This is a genomic window from Enterobacter sp. C3_dUdeg, from assembly GCF_057536195.1.
Window position 1 is genome coordinate 84346 of sequence record NZ_BAAKFX010000005.1, and the last position, 21488, is coordinate 105833.

Below are 21488 nucleotides of genomic sequence, written 5' to 3' on the forward strand. Positions count from 1 at the left end.
ACCATGGCATCGTTGATTCAGGTTCGTGACCTGCTGGCACTGCAAGGGCGAATGGAGGCGAAACAGCTGAGCCTCAGCCTGCATACGCCGCAGCCGATGATCGATGCCATGCTGGAAAGACTGGAAGCCATGGGGAAAGCCGTGCGGATTCAGGAAGAAGCGGACGGTTGTCTCTCCGGCAGTTGTAAAAGCTGTCCGGAAGGAAAGGCCTGCCTCAGGGAGTGGTGGACGCTGCGTTAACAAAGCCGGGCATCGCTGCCCGGCTTTATCGTATTACTTGTAGACGTCCGCCGTTGCGCGTACGTTTTTGGTCTGTTTTTCTGCACTGGTGACGACGTAGTACGTTCCGCCCAGCTCATCCGCTTTCTTCGACAGCTCTCTGCGAGCATCCATCGGCGCGGTGGTGTCAGACGTAGAAATCTCACCAATTTTCGTCAGATTCATGCCGGCAACTTTATCTTTTTCCAGCTCTTTTGCCGCAAAGACGCCAAATGACAGTGACCCAATAACCAGAGAAGTGACAATACCTGTAACAAGTTTCATAGCCTGACTCTCCATAGGATTGTTGTTTTGATTATCGTAGGCAGAACAACCGCAACGACATCTGGAGTATGGTTGCGGTGTGTTACTTTTTCCAGGCAGGATAGAAAATAATCAGTCGAAACGTTGACTTAACGCAATCAGCGCTGAACAAAATTCCGTCGGATGAGAGATAAACGGGGCATGTGCGGCTTTGGCAATAATCTGCGATTCACTCTCCGGCCAGAGTGAATCCAGCAGCGGAACCACTTTGCGCGGCACAATCCCGTCGAGGTAACCATAGATACGCAGGTGCGGTACCGTCAGCGCGGCCAGCGGCTCGCGCAGGTCAACCGTTTTCAGGAGCTCAAGTCCGCCGTTTAGCACCTCAACCTCCGGCATCGGCAGCGAAAGCACGGTCTGCTTCAGCGTTCGGGCATCCTTACGCGCGGTGTCAGTGCCCATTGTCTGCAATGCCAGGAACCGCTCTACGGTCCGCTGGAAATCTTCGCTCAGCTGCTGCTGGAAGCCCGCCAGCACGTCAGGCTTGATCCCCGGCCACTCTTCCTGCGCGCTAAAACAGGGCGATGACGCCACCGTCACCAGCGCTTTTACGCGTTCAGGCCGCGACAGCGCAATCTGGCTCGCCACCAGCCCGCCCAGGCTCCAGCCCAGCCAGACCGCGTTTTGCGGCGCAGCGTCCAGAACCTGCTGCGCCATTTCATCAAGCGACAACGCGCCATACCCGCGGCTGCGGCCAAAGCCGGGTAAATCCACCAGATGCAGCGTGAAATGCGAGGCAAGTTCCTCACGTATGCAATGCCATATCTCCGCATTCAGGCCCCATCCGTGCAGCAGCACAAGATGGCAATTTCCTGTCCCTACGGTCTGCCACCACAGCGTCTTCATCAGTTACTGTTCTCTTTTTTCACATGGAGGTTGCACATGCTAACAGTACCCGGCTTGTGCTGGCTATGCCAAATGCCGCTGTCGCTCAGCGGGTGGGGCGTCTGCTCCGTCTGCACGCGATCGCTGCAATGGCGTATCGGGATCTGTCCACAATGTGGTTTACCGGCCACGAACCCCTCGTTGCCCTGTGGCCGCTGCCTGAAAAAATCCCCGCCGTGGAGCGCGCTGGTGGCAGTGGATGATTATGTTCCGCCGCTGAACAGGCTGATCCACGCGCTGAAGTTTTCCGGGCAGAGCTCGCTGGCACAGCCCCTTGCCCGCCTGCTGTTGCTGGCGGTTTTGCAGGCGAGACGTCACCGGGCACTGCCGAAAATTGACATGGTGGTGAATGTCCCTTTATACCGACATCGGCACTGGCGGCGCGGCTATAACCAGAGTGATCTGCTCTGCCGTCCCCTCGCACGGTGGCTCGGCTGCCGGTATGAGGCCCGCGCGCTGACACGCGTTCATGCCACCGCCATCCAGCATCAGCTCAGCGCACGGCTTCGCAAAAGAAACCTCAAAAATGCCTTTCGCCTTGAATTGCCGGTTGACGGTCTCCATATCGCGATTGTGGATGATGTCGTCACCACGGGCAGTACCGTTGCTGAACTTTCCCGACTGCTTTTGCGAAGCGGCGCCGCGTCGGTTCAGGTATGGTGTCTGTGCCGTACCTTGTAGCCCTTCTTCAATGGGCGTATGATTATACCCAGGTAATTTAGTCAACTATTAGGCCAAAGCTATGATCCGTATTTCCGATTCTGCACAAGCGCACTTTGCCAAACTGCTGGCAAATCAGGAAGAAGGGACGCAGATCCGCGTGTTTGTGATTAATCCAGGCACTCCGAATGCAGAATGTGGTGTTTCTTATTGTCCTCCGGATGCTGTGGAAGCGACTGACACTGCCCTTAAATTTGAACAGCTCACCGCCTACGTTGATGAGCTGAGCGCACCGTATCTTGAAGATGCGGAGATCGACTTCGTCACCGATCAGCTGGGTTCTCAGCTGACCCTGAAAGCGCCGAACGCGAAAATGCGTAAAGTGTCTGACGATGCCCCGTTGATGGAGCGCGTTGAGTATCTGCTGCAATCCCAGATCAACCCACAGCTGGCGGGCCACGGCGGTCGTGTTTCCCTGATGGAAATCACCGACGAAGGTTTTGCCATTCTGCAGTTTGGCGGCGGCTGTAACGGCTGCTCAATGGTCGATGTAACGCTGAAAGAAGGGATCGAGAAGCAGCTGCTGAACGAGTTCCCGGAACTGAAAGGCGTGCGTGACCTGACCGAGCACCAGCGCGGCGAGCACTCTTACTACTAATTCAGTATCCGTCTGTATCGCCCGGTGGCGCTGCGCTTACCGGGCCTACAGAAATAGTGAGGTCTGATGCCCTCACCCCCGGCCCTCTCCCACGGGAGAGGGTGAAAACATTAAAAACGGTAACCTCATGGTTACCGTTTTGCGTTTACCTCCCATATGTTGACCTGCGTCTCATAATTCAAATTTAGCCTCCCAGGGTGATTCTCAATCGAGCCATGTTACCCGTATCATTCTCGTGGGCACTCAGCATCCTTATAACAGCCGACTAAACTTAATGGTTTCGAAGGCATCAGTATGAGTGCCGTTAACACTCTGTTCCCAGTTGGGACAATCGGAATTTGTCGTTGAAACAATGACGTTACCCATAACAATTCAAAGGCCAGGTAAATCATGCCATTAGTCATCGTTGCTATCGGTGTTGTGTTATTACTGCTCTTGATGATCCGTTTCAAAATGAACGGATTTATCGCTCTGGTTCTGGTGGCACTTGCAGTCGGTCTGATGCAGGGTATGCCGCTGGTTAAAGTTATCAGTTCCATCAAAGCCGGCGTCGGCGGCACGCTCGGCAGCCTGGCGCTGATCATGGGCTTCGGCGCCATGCTCGGCAAAATGCTGGCAGACTGCGGGGGCGCGCAGCGTATCGCCACCACGCTGATTGCCAAATTTGGCAAGAAGAACATCCAGTGGGCGGTGGTATTAACCGGTTTTACCGTCGGCTTCGCGCTGTTCTATGAAGTGGGCTTCGTGCTGATGCTGCCGCTGGTGTTCACCATCGCGGCTGCGGCAAACATCCCGCTGCTGTATGTCGGTGTGCCAATGGCTGCGGCGCTGTCCGTGACTCACGGCTTCCTGCCGCCGCACCCGGGTCCAACCGCTATCGCAACCATCTTCCACGCGGATATGGGTAAAACCCTGCTGTTCGGTACGATTCTGGCGATCCCAACCGTGATTCTGGCGGGCCCGGTTTATGCCCGCTTCCTGAAAGGCATTGATAAGCCGATTCCGGAAGGTCTGTACAGCGCCAAAACCTTCACCGAAGAAGAGATGCCGGGCTTTGGCGTCAGCGTCTGGACCTCTCTGGTACCGGTGATCCTGATGGCGATGCGTGCCGTGGCGGAGATGATTCTGCCGAAAGGTCATCCGTTCCTGTCCGTTGCAGAATTCCTCGGTGACCCGGTCATGGCAACGCTGATTGCGGTGCTGATCGCGATGTTCACCTTCGGCCTGAACCGCGGCCGTTCTATGGATCAGATCAACGACACGCTGACCTCTTCCATCAAAATCATTGCCATGATGCTTCTGATCATCGGCGGTGGCGGTGCATTCAAGCAGGTTCTGGTCGACAGCGGCGTGGATAAATACATCGCTGCCATGATGCATGAAACCAACGTATCGCCGCTCCTGATGGCCTGGTCTATTGCCGCGGTTCTGCGTATTGCGCTGGGTTCTGCGACCGTTGCAGCGATCACCGCGGGCGGTATCGTTGCCCCGCTGATTGCGACCACGGGTGTTAGCCCTGAGCTGATGGTTATCGCCGTCGGTTCCGGTAGCGTGATTTTCTCTCACGTTAACGACCCTGGCTTCTGGCTGTTCAAGGAGTACTTCAACCTGACGATCGGTGAAACCATCAAGTCCTGGTCCGCGCTGGAAACCATTATTTCGGTGTGCGGTCTGGTCGGGGTACTGCTGTTGAATATGGTGGTTTGATGTAAAAAAGCCGGGTGGCGCTGACGCTTACCCGGCCTACATTCTATTCCCTCTCCCAGAGGGAGAGGGTTAGGGTGAAACTACCGCTTCTTGCCCACCGCTCTTCTGCGCTTGTCTAAATCCTTAATCAGCTTGTTCACCCCGTCATCAGCAAACATCTTCTCAAGCGTTGTGGACAGCTTGCGACGCCAGTTCTTGTACTGATAGCTGGTGCCCGGAATGTTCACCGGCTCCGCCATATCAATCCAGTCTTCCGGCTGCAGGCCCAGCAGGGCGCTGTTGCTGTCGGCAATATAGCGCTGCAAGCCGCGATTGAGGGTAGCGGTCATCGACATCAATGACGCCTTATGTCCGGCACGTTTCGGCAGACAGCCCTGCTTGTGCAGCGCATCCAGCAGCCCCTGTTTGGAGAGCTCGCGATCCTGATACAGGCCGCGCAAAACCTCTTCATCTGGATACAGTCCCAGCGTTTTGCCGAGCGTCAGATCGCCGCTTTCCCAATAGCCACGAAGCGTAGGAAGGTCATGCGTCGTCGCGACTGCCATTGACTGTTCAGGGTACGCTTTCGGCGCGCGGAAGGTTTTCTCATGGTCGTTTTCAAAATAGAGCACTTTATAGGAGTAGACGCCGCTGTCGCGGAGCTTGCTGACAATTTCCACCGGCACGGTACCGAGATCTTCACCGATCACCATGCACTGGTGACGTTTACTTTCCAGGGCCAGGATCGACAGCAGATCGTCAACCGGATACTGCACGTACGCCCCGTGATCGGCCGTTTCACCGTACGGGATCCACCACAGACGCAGCACGGACATCACGTGGTCGATACGCAGCGCGCCGCAGTTCTGCATGTTCGCGCGCAGCAGGTCGATGAACGGCTCGTAGGCGCGCGACGCCATGACGTGCGGATCCATCGGCGGCAACCCCCAGTTCTGACCGAGCGGCCCAAGAATATCCGGCGGCGCGCCGACGGAAGCTTTCAGACAGTAAAGCTCACGGTCGCACCAGGTTTCCGCGCCGCCCTCTGCCACGCCGACGGCCAGATCGCGATACAGGCCGATCGGCATCTTATAGCCCTGGCTCACCTGCCAGCAGGCGGCAAACTGGCTGTACGCCAGCCACTGCAGCCACAGGTAGAAGTCCACTTCATCGGCATATTTTTTACAGAACGCTTTTACTTCAGGCGTGTCGACGGACTGATACGCTTCCGGCCAGACCGGCCAGCCCCAGCGCATTTCGTCCTCCTTCACCTGATACGCGTGCAGCGCATCAAACGCCGCCTGCCAGTACAGGCTCTCGCCCTCCTGCGTTACAAACTGGCGGAACGCGGCCATCTGCTCGTCATCGCGCTGCGAAAAGCCTTTCCACGCCAGACGCAGCGCGGCCATTTTCAGCGCCGTGACGGTGGAATAGTCCACCCAGTCCGCGTCGCGCGCCTGCTTCAGGGCCTGCTGCGTGGTGCTGAGTTTCCACCACGCCTGCGCCTCTTTGCTGTTTTTGAAATCATCTAACGCGTTAACGTCGATATAAATCACGTTCAGCCAGCGACGGGACGACGGGCTGTACGGGCTGGCGCTCTCCGGGTTGGCCGGATAGAGCGCGTGGATCGGGTTGAGCCCGATAAACGCGCCGCCGCGCTCGCCCACATCCACCAGCATCTTTTTCAGATCGCCAAAATCACCGATGCCCCAGTTGCTGTCGGAGCGCAGCGTATAGAGCTGCACGCAGGCGCCCCACAGCTTTTTACCCTCGAGCAACGCCTGCGGCTCGTAGCAGCGTTTTGGCGCGACGATCACCCGGCAGTGGAAACGACGATCGTCCTGGGTGAGCGTTAAGGTGTGATACCCCTCCGGCAGCTTCGCCGGAAGGTTTAACGTTTTGCCGCCGGTGGCGTGGCCTTTGTGCTGATGCCCCTCTTCGGTGGTAAGCAGCCAGCTAAACTCGCCGCGCCCCTCCACCGCCAGCGGCATCTTTTTGCCTGCGGTGAACACCTTCACGTTCGGCACCGGCGCAACCGACGCTTTCGCGTCGGCTTTGTGCATGGCATCCAGCAAACGTCTTTTGGTGTCGGCGCCAATAGACTGCGGTTTGCCGTGCGCATTAATGTAACTGAGGCTGATCCCCGCCGCCTGCGCGGCGCTGTCCAGACGTTTACTCTCCATCGCGCTTCCTTAGCGTTTTGCCTGCCAGATACGGGCCTGATAATCACGGATTGAACGGTCAGAGCTGAACATACCGCAGCGGGCGGTGTTCAGAATGCACGCGCGGGTCCATGCTTCCTGGTCGCGATACAGCACGTCGACCTGCTTTTGCGCTTCAACGTAGGCCGTGAAGTCCGCCATCACCAGATACGGGTCACCGCCGTGTTTGTCCATGCTGTGCAGCATCTGGTCAAACGCGTGCTTGTCGCCGTCGCTGTATTTACCGCTTTCCAGCTCCTTCAGCACCGCATCAAGCACTTTGTCTTTCTTACGCCATTTCACCGGGTCATAGCCTTTGGCCTTGATGGCCTTCACCTCTTCCACGGTATGGCCGAAGATAAAGATATTCTCTTCACCGACCTTCTCGGCGATTTCGACGTTTGCCCCGTCGAGCGTACCGACGGTCAGCGCGCCGTTCAGCGCCAGCTTCATGTTGCCGGTACCGGACGCTTCTTTACCTGCCGTCGAGATCTGCTCGGAAATATCCGCCGCCGGGATCAGCATTTCAGCCGCCGAGACGCAGTAGTCCGGCAGGAACACCACCTTCAGCTTGTCGCCCACTTTCGGATCGCTGTTGATCGCCGCCGCCACTTTATTGATGGCGAGGATAATGTTTTTCGCCAGGTAGTAGCCCGGCGCCGCTTTCGCACCGAACAGGAACACGCGCGGCACGCGGTCGGCCTGCGGGTTCTCGCGGATCTCTTTGTACAGCGCCAGAATGTGCAGCAGGTTCAGGTGCTGGCGTTTGTACTCGTGCAGGCGTTTGATCTGGATATCGAAAATGGCATTCGGGTTGATCTCAATCCCGGTACGCACTTTCACAAACTCCGCCAGGCGAACCTTGTTCTCCAGCTTGATCGCGCGGTACTGCTCGCGGAACTTCGCGTCGTCAGCCTGTTTTTCCAGGTTGATGAGCTGGTCCAGATCGTTGGCCCACTCTTTCTTCAGGGTCTTGTCCAGCAGACCGGCCAGCAGCGGGTTGCACTGCTTGATCCAGCGACGCGGCGTGATGCCGTTGGTCACGTTGTGGAATTTGGTCGGCCAAAGCTGGTGGTATTCCGGGAAGAGATCTTTGACCACCAGATCCGAGTGCAGCGCCGCCACGCCGTTCACCGCAAAGCCGCTGACCACGCACATGTTCGCCATGCGCACCTGCTTGTCATGCACAACCGCCAGCTTCGCCCAGACCGCTTTGTTGCCTGGCCAGGTTTTATCCACCAGGGTTTTAAACTGGTCGTTAATCTTGTTGATGATCTGCATGTGGCGCGGCAGCAGCGTTTTCACCAGCTTCTCATCCCAGCACTCGAGCGCTTCTGGCATCAGGGTGTGGTTGGTGTAGGCAAAGGTACGGCTGGTGATGGCCCAGGCGTCATCCCAGCTCAGCTGGTGCTCGTCGATCAGCACGCGCAGCAGTTCCGGGATCGCAATCGTCGGGTGCGTGTCGTTGAGCTGAATCACTTCGAAGTCCGGCAGCTGCGCCAGCTTGCGGCCCGCCAGATGATGGCGACGCAGAATGTCCGCCACGGAGCAGGCGCACTGGAAGTACTGCTGCATCAGGCGCAGCTTTTTACCGGCCAGGTGGTTGTCGTTCGGGTAGAGGACTTTGGTCAGCTTCTCGGCGTCGATGCCCTGCTGCTCGGCGCGCAGGAAATCGCCGTCGTTGAATTTGGTCAGGTTAAACGGATGCGCGTGCTTCGCCTGCCACAGACGCAGCGGCTGCGCCACGCCGTTACGGTAGCCGAGCACCGGCAGATCCCAGGCTTCACCGGTAATGGTGAACGCCGGTTCCCAGAGCCCCTGCTTTGTCACTTTCCCGCCAATGCCGACCTGCACATCCAGCTGCGCGTTGTGGCGGAACCACGGATAGGTATTGCGATGCCAGTCGTCCGGCGCTTCCATCTGATGGCCATCGGCAAACGACTGACGGAACAAGCCATACTGATAGTTCAGGCCATAGCCAATCGCCGACTGGCCGACGGTCGCCATGGAGTCGAGGAAACAGGCCGCCAGACGTCCCAGACCGCCGTTGCCCAGCGCCGGGTCAATCTCTTCTTCCAGCAGGTCGGTCAGGTTAATGTCGTGTTCTTTAAGGACGTCACCAACGTCCTGATACCAGCCGAGGTTCAACAGGTTGTTGCCCGTCAGGCGGCCAATCAGGAATTCCATTGAAATGTAGTTTACATGGCGCTGGTTCTTCACCGGCTTTGCCAAAGGTTGAGCATCCAGCTGTTCTGCGAGCGCACCGCTCACGGCCTGCCACCACTGGTGAGGCGTCATCTCGTTTGCAGCATGAAGGCCAAAACGCTGCCACTGACGCGTCAGGGCAGCCTGGAATTGAGCTTTGTTGAAGGTAGGCTGTGACATAGGGGATCGGCATCCTTTAGAAAGAAAACACAAGTTGGCGCTAGTGTGCCTGGCTCATTTCCCCTCTTCCTCCTCCTGTGGGGGATTAGACAGGGAGGAGTAGCGGGGATGAGCATAAAAGTGTGATCGAGGCCACTCTCAGAGCATAGTTCGAGTGTGCCCGGAAGATAAAAAAGTAACCGGGGAGAATGTCAAAGAAATGAAATGCAGTTTCGGGTGAAATTAATCCGTTCTGAAATGATTACTTACGTAGAATAATAATTTAGCCATCGGGACAGATCTCAAAAGACTATTACTCTCACTCAACTTTACCCGCACTTTATTAAATTTGACGTCATTATACCTTTCTGAAACCAGTTTCAGCGCAGCGGCAATGTATACAGACAAACCAGCAGTGACGCGGCGTTACGGCCCTTTCGAGAAAGTTCCAACATTTGCCTGAATGTTTTGTGACAGAGTGCAAATTCAGAACCACAAAACCCAGACATAACTTGCAATAGTTCTCTTTCTGTTCGACCTTATATCGTATTAATTACGAAGCGCAAAAAAAATAAAATCTCTCGTTCCCCACAGTGAAGTGAAACCTATGTTGATTCCGTCTAAATTAAGTCGCCCGGTTCGTCTTGACCATACAGTGGTCCGCGAGCGTCTGTTGGCTAAACTTTCCGGCGCGCATAATTTCCGACTGGCGCTGGTTACGAGCCCTGCAGGCTATGGAAAAACAACGCTCATTTCGCAATGGGCCGCGGGTAAAAGCGATCTTGGCTGGTACTCCCTCGACGAGGGCGATAACCAGCAGGAGCGTTTTGCCAGCTATCTGATTGCCGCCATACAGCAAGCCACCCATGGACACTGCGTCGCCAGTGAGGTGATGGTGCAAAAGCGCCAGTACGCCAGCCTGTCCTCCCTTTTCTCTCAGCTGTTTATCGAACTGGCCGAATGGCATCGCCCGCTCTACGTGGTGATTGATGATTACCATCTCATCACGAATCCGGTGATTCATGAATCGATGCGTTTCTTCCTGCGCCATCAGCCGGAAAACCTGACTTTAGTGGTGCTGTCACGCAACCTGCCGCAGTTGGGTATTGCCAACCTGCGCGTGCGCGATCAGCTTCTGGAAGTGGGCAGCCAGCAGCTGGCCTTTACCCACCAGGAAGCGAAACAGTTCTTTGACTGCCGCCTGACATCACCGATTGAGGCCGCCGAGAGCAGCCGTCTGTGTGATGACGTTGCCGGCTGGGCCACGGCGCTGCAGCTCATCGCGCTCTCTGCCCGACAAAACAACAGTCCGGCGCATCAGTCTGCGCGGCGTCTGGCGGGCATCAATGCCAGTCACCTTTCCGACTATCTGGTGGATGAGGTACTGGACAGCGTCGATCCCTCGACGCGTAATTTCCTGCTGAAAAGCTCGCTGCTGCGTTCCATGAACGATGCGCTCATCGTACGCGTAACGGGCTGTGAAAACGGTCAGCTGCAGCTCGAAGAGATTGAACGTCAGGGCCTTTTCCTGACGCGCATGGACGATCCCGGCGAGTGGTTTAGCTATCACCCGCTGTTTGGCAGCTTCCTGCGCCAGCGCTGTCAGTGGGAACTGGCGGTTGAACTGCCGGAGATCCACCGCGCCGCTGCCGAAAGCTGGATGGCGCAAGGCTTCCCGAGCGAGGCCATCCACCACGCGCTGGCCGCCGGTGATGCCAGCATGCTGCGCGATATCCTCCTCAACCATGCGTGGGGCCTGTTTAACCACAGCGAACTGACCCTGCTGGAAGAGTCCCTCAAAGCCCTGCCGTGGGAAAGCCTGCTGGAGAACCCGCGTCTGGTGCTGCTACAGGCCTGGCTGATGCAGAGCCAGCACCGCTACAGCGAAGTGAACACCCTGCTGGCGCGCGCCGAGCAGGAGATGGAAAGCGAAATGGATACCACCCTGCACGGCGAGTTCAACGCGCTGCGCGCTCAGGTGGCCATTAACGACGGCGACCCGGACGAAGCTGAACGGCTGGCGATGGTCGCGCTGGATGAACTGCCGCTGGCTAACTTCTACAGCCGCATCGTGGCGACCTCTGTGCACGGTGAAGTGCTGCACTGCAAAGGCGACCTCACCCGTTCCCTTTCACTGATGCAGCAAACCGAACAGATGGCGCGTCGACATGATGTCTGGCATTACGCGCTGTGGAGCCTGATCCAACAGAGCGAGATTTTATTCGCGCAGGGGTTCCTGCAGGCCGCCTGGGAAAACCAGGAAAAAGCGTTCCAGCTGATTCGTGAACAGCACCTGGAACAGCTGCCGATGCACGAGTTCCTGTTGCGTATTCGCGCTCAGCTGCTGTGGGCATGGTCGCGTCTGGATGAAGCAGAAAGCTGCGCCCGCCAGGGTGTGGATGTCCTTTCCAGCTTCCAGCCTCAGCAGCAGCTGCAGTGTCTGGCGCTGCTGGTACAGTGCTCGCTGGCGCGCGGCGATCTCGATAACGCCCGCAACCATCTGAACCGCCTGGAGAACCTGCTCGGCAACGGTCAGTATCACAGCGACTGGGTCTCAAACGCCGATAAGGTCCGGGTGATTTACTGGCAGATGACCGGCGATAAAAAATCCGCCGCCAACTGGCTGCGTCAGACGCCAAAACCCGAATTTGCGAACAACCACTTCCTGCAGAGCCAGTGGCGCAACATTGCCCGCGCGCAGATCCTGCTCGGTGAATTAGAGCCCGCAGAGATTGTGCTGGAAGAGCTGAACGAGAACGCGCGCAGCCTGCGTCTGATGAGCGACCTGAACCGCAACCTGCTGCTGCTGAACCAGCTTTACTGGCAGGCGGGTCGTAAAAACGATGCCCAGCGCGTGCTGCTGGAAGCGCTGCAGCTGGCTAACCGCACCGGCTTTATCAGCCACTTTGTGATTGAAGGTGAAGTGATGGCGCAGCAGCTGCGTCAGCTTATTCAGCTCAACACGCTGCCGGAGCTGGACCAGCATCGCGCCCAGCGCATTCTGCGCGAGATTAACCAGCATCATCGACACAAGTTCGCGCATTTTGATGAGAACTTCGTTGAACGTCTGCTGAACCACCCGGAAGTGCCGGAGCTTATCCGCACCAGTCCGCTCACCCAGCGCGAATGGCAGGTTCTGGGTCTGATCTATTCAGGCTACAGCAACGAGCAGATTGCCGGTGAGCTTGCGGTGGCGGCGACCACCATCAAAACGCATATCCGCAATCTGTATCAGAAGTTGGGCGTGGCGCATCGTCAGGATGCGGTGCAGCATGCGCAGCAGCTGTTGAAGATGATGGGGTATGGCGTGTAGGACCTCTGCGGTCTGATGCCCTCACCCCGGCCCTCTCCCACAGGGAGAGGGAGAACGGCTTTTCAACACAACTCTAACTGCAAATTATTATCTTTAATCACCTGCATCACGCCCGCCGGCGGCATCACGTCGGTATAAACAGCATCCACCATGCTGATGCTGCCCATGTTTACCATCGCATTTCGGCCAAACTTCGAATGGTCTACCACCAGCATCACGTGACGTGAGTTCTCAATAATCGCGCGCTTGGTGCGCACCTCGTGATAATCAAACTCCAGCAGCGAGCCGTCGCTGTCGATGCCGCTGATCCCGAGAATGCCGAAGTCGAGGCGGAACTGAGAGATAAAATCGAGGGTCGCTTCGCCGATAATCCCGCCGTCGCGGCTGCGCAGTTCGCCGCCCGCGAGGATGATGCGGAAGTCATCTTTCTGCATCAGGGTATTGGCCACGTTCAGGTTGTTCGTGACCACGCGCAGGTTCTCGTGATCCAGCAGCGCATGGGCGACCGCTTCCGGCGTGGTGCCGATATCAATAAACAGCGTCGCCCCGTTCGGGATCTGGCTGGCGACCTTGCGGGCAATGCGCTCTTTCTCTGCCGTCTGCGTGGCTTTACGGTCATGCCAGGAGGTATTGACCGAACTGGACGGTAGCGCCGCCCCGCCGTGGTGGCGAAGAATGCGGTTCTGATCGGCCAGGTCGTTCAGGTCACGACGGATGGTTTGCGGGCTGACGGCAAACTGCTCCACCAGCTCTTCGGTGCTGACGTATCCCTGTTTTTTTACCAGTTCGATAATAGCGTCATGACGTTGTGTTTGTTTCATCAATTATCCCTGAGAATTATGTTCGTTTTCGCGCATGGAGCGTGTCGGCAAAGGCCATCGCCAGCCCCACGGCCAGCCCGGCGACGTGTGCACCGTTGGCGATAGACATACCAAACAGATCAAACCATCCGGCAATTAGCCATATTAACGCAAAGGTTATTAATCCGCGCTGCAGATAGATGCCGCTTTCCGGATCGCGCTCCCCGCGAAGCCAGACATAGCCCATCAGGGCATACACGACGCCCGACAGCCCGCCGAACCAAGGCCCGCTGAACTTGTGCTGCACATAGCCGCTCAGCAGGGCGCTGATAAGGGTGATAACGATCAGCTTGCCGCTGCCCAGACGCTTTTCAACAGCGCCGCCGAGATACCACCACCAGAGCAGGTTGAAGAGGATATGCATCACCGAGAAGTGCATCAGCGCGTGGCTAAAGTAGCGCCAGACGTCAAACTCAAGAGACGGGTCATAGGGCCAGGCCAGGGCAATCATCACGCTCTGGTCGCCCACCACGTTCATGATAATGAAGACGATAATGCAGGCCGCCATCAGCAGCAGCGTAAACGGGCCCGCGCGTTCGCGGATGGTGGTAAGGAAGGGAAAACGGCTGTAGTGCAGTCCGCTGTCGGTCTGCCCGGACTGCCAGCTGGCCGCCAGATAGCGCGGGTCGCCGGGGTTCTCAAGAAAACGCGCCAGCTCTTCGTTTACGCGCGCGGCCTGGCTCTCGTCGGCCAGCCAGACGTCGGTCTGCGTATGTTGCTGAATGGTCAGAATAACGCCCTGCGTCGCCATATAGTCGACAAACGCCTGGGCGACGCGCGGGTTGGTAAAAGAAGTGATCATCAACATGGGCAGCGGTCGCTTATTTCCACACAAAAGGGGACAGTATAGCGGGATCAGCGCTCAAAAGCGTATTCCACTTCTGCCGGGAAATGACGATGCCAGGCATCGAAACCGCCGTCGACGCTGTATACCGCGTCGTAGCCCTGCTGAAGCAGATACTGCGCCGCGCCTTTGCTGCTGTTGCCGTGGTAGCACATGACCATCACCGGCGTCTCGAAGTCGTTATCGCGCATAAACGCGCCCAGCGTGTCGTTAGTGAGATGAAACGCGCCCGGCGTGTGGCCCATCGCAAAACTCTGCGGATCGCGGATGTCCACCAGCACCGCTTTTCCCTGGTGCATCTTCTGGTGGGCTTCTTCTACGTTAATACATTCAAACTGATCCATGGTGTTCTCATCTTATATTCAGGTGTGGTGCGTTTTTCCCCTCACCCTACCCTCTCCCGGAGGGAGAGGAAAACGGATCCCCTTCTCCCCGTGGGAGAGGGCTGGGGTGAGGGCATCAGACCGCACTATTTTACCCCGTAGTGTACGTCCTGGCGGCGGGTAAACGCCATTATGTTATCCATATCACTCTAAATTGTTTTTTTGATGTTACCAAAAGCGCGTTCCTTTGCTATTATGAGCGATATCGAACATTTCTGAGCTTTAACGAAAGTGCATGAGGGTGTTATGGAAACCAAAGATCTGATTGTGATAGGCGGTGGCATCAACGGTGCCGGTATTGCGGTCGATGCCGCAGGACGCGGTTTATCCGTACTGATGCTGGAAGCTAACGACCTCGCCTGCGCGACGTCGTCCGCCAGCTCCAAACTGATTCACGGTGGCCTGCGCTACCTGGAACACTACGAATTCCGCCTGGTCAGTGAAGCACTGGCCGAACGTGAAGTGCTGTTGAAAATGGCCCCGCATCTGGCGATTCCGATGCGCTTCCGCCTGCCCCATCGCCCGCATCTGCGTCCGGCGTGGATGATCCGAATCGGTCTGTTTATGTACGATCATCTGGGTAAACGCACCAGCCTCCCGGGTTCGACAGGTTTGCGTTTTGGCTCAGAATCGGTCCTTAAGCCTGAAATCGTGCGCGGTTTCGAATATTCCGACTGCTGGGTGGACGATGCGCGTCTGGTGCTGGCGAATGCCCAGATGGTCGAGAAGAAAGGTGGCGAGGTGAAAACCCGTACCCGCGCGACCGCTGCCCGTCGTGAAAACGGCCTGTGGATTGTGGAAGCGGAAGATATCGATACCGGCGAGAAATTCAGCTGGAAAGCGCGCGGCCTGGTGAACGCTACCGGCCCGTGGGTGAAGCAGTTCTTCGACGACGGCATGCATCTGCCTTCGCCGTACGGCATTCGCCTGATCAAGGGCAGCCACATTGTGGTACCGCGCGTGCATACCCAGAAGCAGGCCTACATTCTGCAGAACGAAGACAAGCGCATCGTGTTTGTGATCCCGTGGATGGACGAATTCTCGATCATCGGTACCACCGACGTGGAGTACAAAGGCGATCCGAAGAACGTCGAGATCGACGAGAGCGAAGTGAACTACCTGCTCAAAGTGTATAACGCGCACTTCAGGAAGCAGCTGTCACGCGACGACGTGGTCTGGACCTACTCCGGCGTGCGTCCGCTATGTGATGATGAGTCTGACTCACCGCAGGCGATTACCCGCGACTACACGCTCGATATTCACGACGTTGACGGTCAGGCGCCGCTGCTTTCCGTGTTTGGCGGCAAGCTGACCACCTACCGCAAGCTGGCCGAGCACGCGCTGGAAAAACTGGCGCCGTACTATAAAGGCATTGGCCCGGCATGGACCAAAGGCGCGGTACTGCCCGGCGGTGATATCGGCGACAATCGCGATGATTACGCCGCGAAGCTGCGCCGTCGCTTCCCGTTCATCACTGAAGGGATGGCGCGCCACTATGCCCGCACCTACGGCAGCAATACCGAGCTGTTCCTGGCCGACGCGAAGGACATTGCGGATCTGGGCGAACATTTCGGCCACGAGCTGTACGAAGCCGAGCTGCGCTACCTGGTTGAGCACGAGTGGGTTCGTCGTCTGGATGATGCTATCTGGCGTCGTACCAAAGAAGGGATGTGGCTCAACGCCGAGCAACAGTCTCGCGTGGCGCAGTGGTTACAGCAAAATGCGGGGAAGCGTGAGCTGTCGCTGGCGTCGTAATACGATCGGTGCGGGCTGATGCCCTCACCCTGACCCTCTCCCACAGGGAGAGGGAACAAACACTAAAAACGGCAACCGAGGTTGCCGTTTTGCTTTTACAACCTCACCGGATCAATATGCCAGATCGTCTCGGCATACTCCTTGATGGTCCTGTCGGACGAGAAATAGCCCATATTGGCGATGTTATACATCGCGGCGCTGGTCCACTTCTCCTGCTGACGGTACAGCTCGTCAACCTTATCCTGACAGTCCACGTAGCTGCGATAGTCCGCCAGCACCTGGTAGTGATCGCCAAAGTTAATCAGCGAATCGACCAGATCGCGATAGCGGCTCGGTTCATCCGGGCTAAACACGCCGGTCGCGATCTGCGTCAGCACCTGACGTAACTCTTCATCCTCTTCGTAATATTGACGCGGCGAGTAGCCTTTCCTGCGCAGCGCCTCCACCTCTTCCGTCGTATTACCGAAGATAAAGATATTTTCTTCGCCCACGTGCTCCAGCATCTCGACGTTCGCCCCGTCAAGCGTACCAATGGTCAGCGCGCCGTTGAGGGCAAACTTCATGTTACTGGTGCCGGATGCTTCCGTACCCGCCGTGGAAATCTGCTCAGAGAGATCCGCCGCCGGGATGATCATCTGCGCCAGGCTCACGCTGTAGTTTGGAATGAATACCACCTTCAGCTTGTCGCCAATATCCGGATCCTGGTTAACCACCTTCGCCACATCGTTGATGAGATGAATGATGTGCTTGGCCATGTAGTAGGCGGAGGCCGCCTTACCGGCGAAGATCTTCACGCGCGGCACCCATTCGGCCGTTGGATCGGCCTTGATGCGGTTGTAATGGGTGATCACGTGCAGCACGTTCATCAGCTGACGCTTGTATTCGTGGATGCGTTTGATCTGAACGTCAAACAGCGCTTTCGGGTTTGCCACCACGTTGAGGTGCATCGCCAGCCAGACCGCCAGACGCTTTTTGTTCAGCAGCTTGGCTTCGCGCACGGCTTTGTTCACCGTCGGGAAATCAATATGCTGTTCCAGCTCGCTCAGCTGGCTCAAATCGGTACGCCAGGTACGGCCGATATTCTCGTCCAGCACCTCAGAGAGCGGCTGGTTGGCCAGCGCCAGCCAGCGGCGCGGCGTGACGCCGTTGGTCACGTTGCAGAACCGCGTCGGGAAGATTTTCGCGAAGTCCGCAAAAAGCGACTGCACCATCAGGTTCGAGTGGAGCTCGGACACGCCGTTGACCTTGTGGCTGATGACGACCGCCAGCCAGGCCATGCGCACGCGGCGCCCGTTCGATTCATCAATGATGGATGCGCGGCTCAGCAGCCCGGTATCGTTCGGGTATTGCTCCTGCAGGGTCTTGAGGAAGTAGTCGTTAATCTCAAAGATAATCTGCAGATGGCGCGGCAGGATTTTGCCGAGCATGTCTACCGGCCACGTTTCCAGCGCTTCGCTCATCAGCGTGTGGTTGGTGTAGGAGAATACCTGACAGGTCACTTCAAACGCGTCATCCCAGCTGAACTTATGCTCGTCGATCAGCAGACGCATCAGCTCCGGAATGGAGAGCACCGGGTGGGTGTCGTTAAGGTGGATCGCGGTTTTCTCCGCCAGGTTGGCGTAGGTTTTGTGCAGCTGATGGTGGCGGCTGAGGATGTCCTGAATCGTCGAGGAGACGAGGAAATACTCCTGACGCAGGCGCAGCTCGCGGCCGGAGTAGGTCGAGTCATCCGGGTACAGCACGCGGGACACGTTCTCGGAGTGGTTTTTGTCTTCTACCGCCGCAAAGTAGTCCCCCTGGTTGAATTTACCGAGGTTGATTTCGCTACTGGCCTGGGCGCTCCACAGGCGCAGCGTGTTGGTGGCATCGGTGTCATAGCCGGGGATAATCTGGTCGTAGGCCACGGCCAGGATCTCTTCCGTTTCTACCCAGCGGGATTTTTTGCCTTCCTGCTGAATACGTCCGCCAAAGCGCACCTTGTAGCGCGTATTGTGGCGCTTAAACTCCCACGGGTTGCCGTACTCCAGCCAGTAGTCCGGCGACTCTTTCTGGCGTCCGTCGACGATGTTCTGTTTGAACATACCGTAGTCGTAGCGAATACCGTAGCCGCGGCCCGGCAGCGCCAGCGTCGCCAGCGAGTCGAGGAAGCAGGCGGCGAGACGCCCCAGGCCGCCGTTGCCGAGGCCCGGGTCGTTCTCTTCGTCGATCAGTTCTTCTAAATCTAACCCCATCTCTTCCAGTGCGGTTTTGACGTCGTCATAAATACCGAGCGACAACAGCGCGTTGGACAGCGTGCGGCCAATCAAAAATTCCATCGACAGGTAGTAAACCTGACGCGTTTCCTGCGAGAGCTGGGCGCGGTTTGAGCGCAGCCAGCGTTCAACTAAGCGGTCACGCACCGCAAACAGGGTGGCGTTCAGCCACTCGTGCTTGTTGGCGATAACCGGATCTTTCCCGATGGTGAACATCAGCTTGTAGGCGATGGAGTGCTTTAACGCCTCAACGCTGAGCGTGGGTGAAGAGTAGCTAAATGGAGCGTTCATATCAGTAACTTCGCCTCGTTACATCAAGCGTTGATAGAGATCGCGGTATGACTGCGCCGCAACATGCCAGCTAAAGTCCATGGACATCGCCTGACGCTGAACGTAACGCCAGAGCGATGGACGGGACCACAAGACGAAAGCACGCCGAATCGCCCGAAGCAGCGACCAGGCATTACTGTCCTCAAAGACAAACCCGCTGGCGATACCGTCCGCCAGGTTTTCCAGAGAGCTATCGGATACGGTATCCGCCAGTCCGCCCGTGCGGCGCACCAGCGGCAGCGTGCCGTATTTCAGGCCGTAAAGCTGCGTCAGGCCGCAGGGTTCGAAACGGCTCGGCACCAGGATGACGTCCGCGCCTCCCATGATGCGGTGCGAGAACGCTTCGTGATAGCCAATCTGCACGCCCACCTGCCCCGGATGTTCCGCCGCAGCGGCAAGGAAGCCTTCCTGCAGCACCGGGTCGCCCGCGCCGAGCAGCGCCAGCTGTCCGCCCTGCTCCAGTAAACCGGGCAACGCCTCCAGCACCAGATCCAGCCCTTTCTGGCTGGTCAGGCGGCTGACCACCGCGAACAGCGGCACTTTATCGTTAACCTTCAGGCCCATTGCAATCTGCAGCTGGCGTTTGTTCTCCGCTTTGTCTTCCACGGAATCACGGCCATAGCGCGCCGCCAGCAGGAGATCGGTTTCCGGGCTCCAGATCTGTTCATCCACGCCGTTCAGAATGCCCGACAGGCGGCCTTCGCGGTGGCGCTGTTGCAGCAACCCTTCCATGCCGTAGCCAAACTCCGGCTGGGTGATCTCACGCGCGTAGGTTGGGCTCACGGCGGTAATATGATCGGCGTAATACAGCCCGGCTTTCAGGAACGAGATCTGCCCGTTAAATTCCAGCCCGTGCATGTTATAGAACGATAATGGCAGATCGATTTCACTCATGTGATGGGCATAGTACATCCCCTGATACGCCAGGTTATGCACGGTAAAGACCGATTTCGCCGGGTGGCCGCGCGCCGCGAGATACGCCGGGGCAAGCCCGGCGTGCCAGTCGTGCGCGTGCACCACATCCGGGCGCCAGAACGGATCCAGCCCCGTCGCCATTTCTGCCCCGACCCAGCCGAGTAGCGCAAAGCGCAGCACGTTATCGGTGTAGGCGAACAGGTTCGTATCGTGATACGGGCTGCCCGGTCGATCGTATAAGTGCGGCGCGTCGATCAGGTAAATCCCTACGCCATTGTAATGTCCAAACAGCAGGGTGATGCGTCCGGCGAAGGTCTCACGGCGGGTCACCACTTTTGCATCGGGAATTCCACGCCGGATATCCGGAAAGGCGGGCAGCAGGACTCGGGTATCCACGCCTCCGGCGATTTGCGCCGCCGGTAATGCACCCAGAACATCTGCCAGACCGCCCGTTTTTAACAACGGGAACATCTCAGAACATACATGTAAAACCTGCATCATCGCTCCTGTTTGATCTGCAGCTTCCGCAACATTTCCCGTGTGACTAACACGATCCCCTCTTCCGAACGATAGAAACGACGCGCGTCTTCTTCCGCGTTCTCACCAATCACCATCCCTTCTGGAATGACGCAGGCACGATCGATAACACAGCGACGCAGACGGCACGAGCGCCCTACCCAGACATCAGGCAGTAAGACTGCCGAATCGATATTACAGAATGAATTTATCCGCACGCGGGGGAACAGCACCGACTGCACCACCACCGAGCCTGAAATAATGCACCCGCCGGACACCAGCGAGTTCAGCGTCATACCGTGGCTGCCGGAGCGGTCCTGCACGAATTTGGCCGGCGGCAGCGATTCCATATGGGTACGAATCGGCCAGTTCTGGTCGTACATATCCAGCTCAGGCGTGACCGACGCCAGGTCGAGGTTCGCTTTCCAGTACGCTTCCAGAGTTCCCACATCGCGCCAGTAAGGTTCCGCATTGGGGTCGGACTGCACGCAGGACAGCGGGAAAGGATGTGCATAGGCCATGCCAGCTTTCGTGATTTTCGGAATGATGTCTTTACCGAAGTCGTGGCTGGAGTTTTCGTCTTTGTCGTCTTCTTCCAGCAGCTCATAAAGATAATCTGCATCAAAGACATAAATCCCCATGCTGGCGAGCGATTTGGTGTCATCGCCCGGCATGGTTGGCGGGTTCGCCGGCTTTTCAACAAAGTCGATAATTTTGTCGTCGGCATCCACGTGCATCACGCCAAACGCCGTCGCTTCAGCAACGGGCACAGGCAGACACGCTACGGTGCAGCGCGCCCCTTTTTCGACGTGGTCGATGAGCATGTGGGAGTAATCTTGCTTGTAGATATGGTCCCCGGCGAGGATCACGATGTATTCCGCGTTATAGCGGCGAATGATGTCGAGGTTCTGCGTCACTGCATCCGCCGTTCCGCGGTACCAGTTCTCACCGTGGACGCGTTGCTGAGCGGGAAGGAGATCGACAAACTCGTTCATCTCTTCGCTGAAGAATGACCAGCCGCGCTGGATATGCTGAACCAGCGTGTGCGACTGATACTGCGTAATGACGCCAATACGGCGAATGCCCGAGTTAAGGCAGTTGGAGAGCGCAAAGTCGATGATACGGAACTTACCACCAAAGTGAACGGCCGGTTTCGCGCGCTTGATGGTCAAATCTTTCAGACGGGTACCACGTCCACCCGCAAGTATCAGGGCAACCGTTTTTAATGGTAGCTGGCGCGCCAACATTAAGGGATCGTTCTTCTCTAATCTAACCATGACTAAC

General features: G+C 57.2%; 16 protein-coding genes. 6 read left to right on the top strand and 10 right to left on the bottom strand.

The genetic code is table 11. The features are described 5' to 3' along the window. Positions 1 to 3: 3 nt before the first annotated feature. Positions 4 to 240, top strand: a complete 237-nt coding sequence (feoC, locus tag AC27FC_RS14220) for a [Fe-S]-dependent transcriptional repressor FeoC (RefSeq protein ID WP_048976275.1) — start codon at positions 4 to 6, stop codon at positions 238 to 240. A 33-nt stretch (positions 241 to 273) separates the two neighbouring features. Here the strand turns inward: feoC and AC27FC_RS14225 are convergent, their stop codons facing one another. Together AC27FC_RS14225 and bioH are read right to left on the bottom strand one after the other, a co-directional pair. Further along, a complete protein-coding gene (locus AC27FC_RS14225) occupies positions 274 to 543 on the bottom strand; it encodes a YdgH/BhsA/McbA-like domain containing protein (RefSeq protein ID WP_033146824.1) in 270 nt (89 codons plus the stop codon). A gap of 111 nt (positions 544 to 654) precedes the next feature. Next, on the bottom strand, positions 655 to 1428 hold the full coding sequence (gene bioH, locus AC27FC_RS14230) for a pimeloyl-ACP methyl ester esterase BioH (RefSeq protein WP_045888430.1): 774 nt from the start codon (positions 1426 to 1428) through the stop codon (positions 655 to 657). 36 nt (positions 1429 to 1464) lie between these two features. Between bioH and gntX the strand changes: the two genes are divergently transcribed. From gntX to gntT, 3 genes are all read left to right on the top strand, one after another. After that, positions 1465 to 2148: a DNA utilization protein GntX gene (gene gntX, locus AC27FC_RS14235; protein ID WP_094934886.1), complete on the top strand. Its 684-nt coding sequence runs from the start codon at positions 1465 to 1467 to the stop codon at positions 2146 to 2148. 61 nt (positions 2149 to 2209) lie between these two features. After that, on the top strand, positions 2210 to 2785 hold the full coding sequence (gene nfuA, locus AC27FC_RS14240) for a Fe-S biogenesis protein NfuA (RefSeq protein WP_008503055.1): 576 nt from the start codon (positions 2210 to 2212) through the stop codon (positions 2783 to 2785). A 390-nt stretch (positions 2786 to 3175) separates the two neighbouring features. Beyond that, a complete protein-coding gene (gntT, locus tag AC27FC_RS14245; protein ID WP_039263070.1) occupies positions 3176 to 4492 on the top strand; it encodes a gluconate transporter in 1317 nt (438 codons plus the stop codon). 80 nt (positions 4493 to 4572) lie between these two features. Here gntT and malQ read toward each other — a convergent pair whose 3' ends face one another. Continuing rightward, positions 4573 to 6654 (bottom strand): 4-alpha-glucanotransferase, encoded by a 2082-nt coding sequence (gene malQ, locus AC27FC_RS14250; protein WP_094934885.1) that lies wholly within the window; start codon positions 6652 to 6654, stop codon positions 4573 to 4575. A gap of 9 nt (positions 6655 to 6663) precedes the next feature. After that, positions 6664 to 9057 carry a maltodextrin phosphorylase gene (gene malP, locus AC27FC_RS14255; protein ID WP_033146829.1) on the bottom strand — a complete coding sequence of 798 codons (2394 nt, stop codon included), beginning with the start codon at positions 9055 to 9057 and terminating at the stop codon, positions 6664 to 6666. 586 nt (positions 9058 to 9643) lie between these two features. Here malP and malT point away from each other — a divergent pair. Continuing rightward, positions 9644 to 12349, top strand: coding sequence for an HTH-type transcriptional regulator MalT (gene malT, locus AC27FC_RS14260; protein ID WP_029742188.1), 2706 nt, complete (start codon positions 9644 to 9646; stop codon positions 12347 to 12349). Between the two features lie 62 nt (positions 12350 to 12411). Here the strand turns inward: malT and AC27FC_RS14265 are convergent, their stop codons facing one another. Genes AC27FC_RS14265 through glpE form a run of 3 tightly spaced genes read right to left on the bottom strand, consistent with a single transcriptional unit; the run spans position 12412 to position 14397 of the window. Then, entirely contained in the window at positions 12412 to 13170 is a 759-nt protein-coding gene (locus AC27FC_RS14265; RefSeq protein WP_008503060.1) for a DeoR/GlpR family transcriptional regulator, read from the bottom strand. A 16-nt stretch (positions 13171 to 13186) separates the two neighbouring features. Further along, positions 13187 to 14017, bottom strand: coding sequence for a rhomboid family intramembrane serine protease GlpG (gene glpG / locus AC27FC_RS14270; protein WP_087823634.1), 831 nt, complete (start codon positions 14015 to 14017; stop codon positions 13187 to 13189). Positions 14018 to 14064: 47 nt separating this feature from the next. Further along, positions 14065 to 14397: a thiosulfate sulfurtransferase GlpE gene (gene glpE / locus AC27FC_RS14275; RefSeq protein ID WP_006177908.1), complete on the bottom strand. Its 333-nt coding sequence runs from the start codon at positions 14395 to 14397 to the stop codon at positions 14065 to 14067. Between the two features lie 285 nt (positions 14398 to 14682). On the opposite strand from glpE, the gene glpD reads away from it, so the two are divergent. Beyond that, positions 14683 to 16191 (top strand): glycerol-3-phosphate dehydrogenase, encoded by a 1509-nt coding sequence (gene glpD / locus AC27FC_RS14280; RefSeq protein ID WP_094934884.1) that lies wholly within the window; start codon positions 14683 to 14685, stop codon positions 16189 to 16191. Between the two features lie 95 nt (positions 16192 to 16286). Here the strand turns inward: glpD and glgP are convergent, their stop codons facing one another. The 3 genes from glgP to glgC are packed head-to-tail and all read right to left on the bottom strand — an operon-like array spanning position 16287 to position 21481. Then, entirely contained in the window at positions 16287 to 18734 is a 2448-nt protein-coding gene (gene glgP / locus AC27FC_RS14285; RefSeq protein WP_029740650.1) for a glycogen phosphorylase, read from the bottom strand. 18 nt (positions 18735 to 18752) lie between these two features. Next, positions 18753 to 20186 carry a glycogen synthase GlgA gene (gene glgA / locus AC27FC_RS14290; protein ID WP_023309509.1) on the bottom strand — a complete coding sequence of 478 codons (1434 nt, stop codon included), beginning with the start codon at positions 20184 to 20186 and terminating at the stop codon, positions 18753 to 18755. Beyond that, a complete protein-coding gene (gene glgC, locus AC27FC_RS14295) occupies positions 20186 to 21481 on the bottom strand; it encodes a glucose-1-phosphate adenylyltransferase (RefSeq protein ID WP_008503066.1) in 1296 nt (431 codons plus the stop codon). The genes glgA and glgC overlap by 1 nt, the downstream gene beginning before the upstream one ends. Positions 21482 to 21488: the final 7 nt, after the last annotated feature.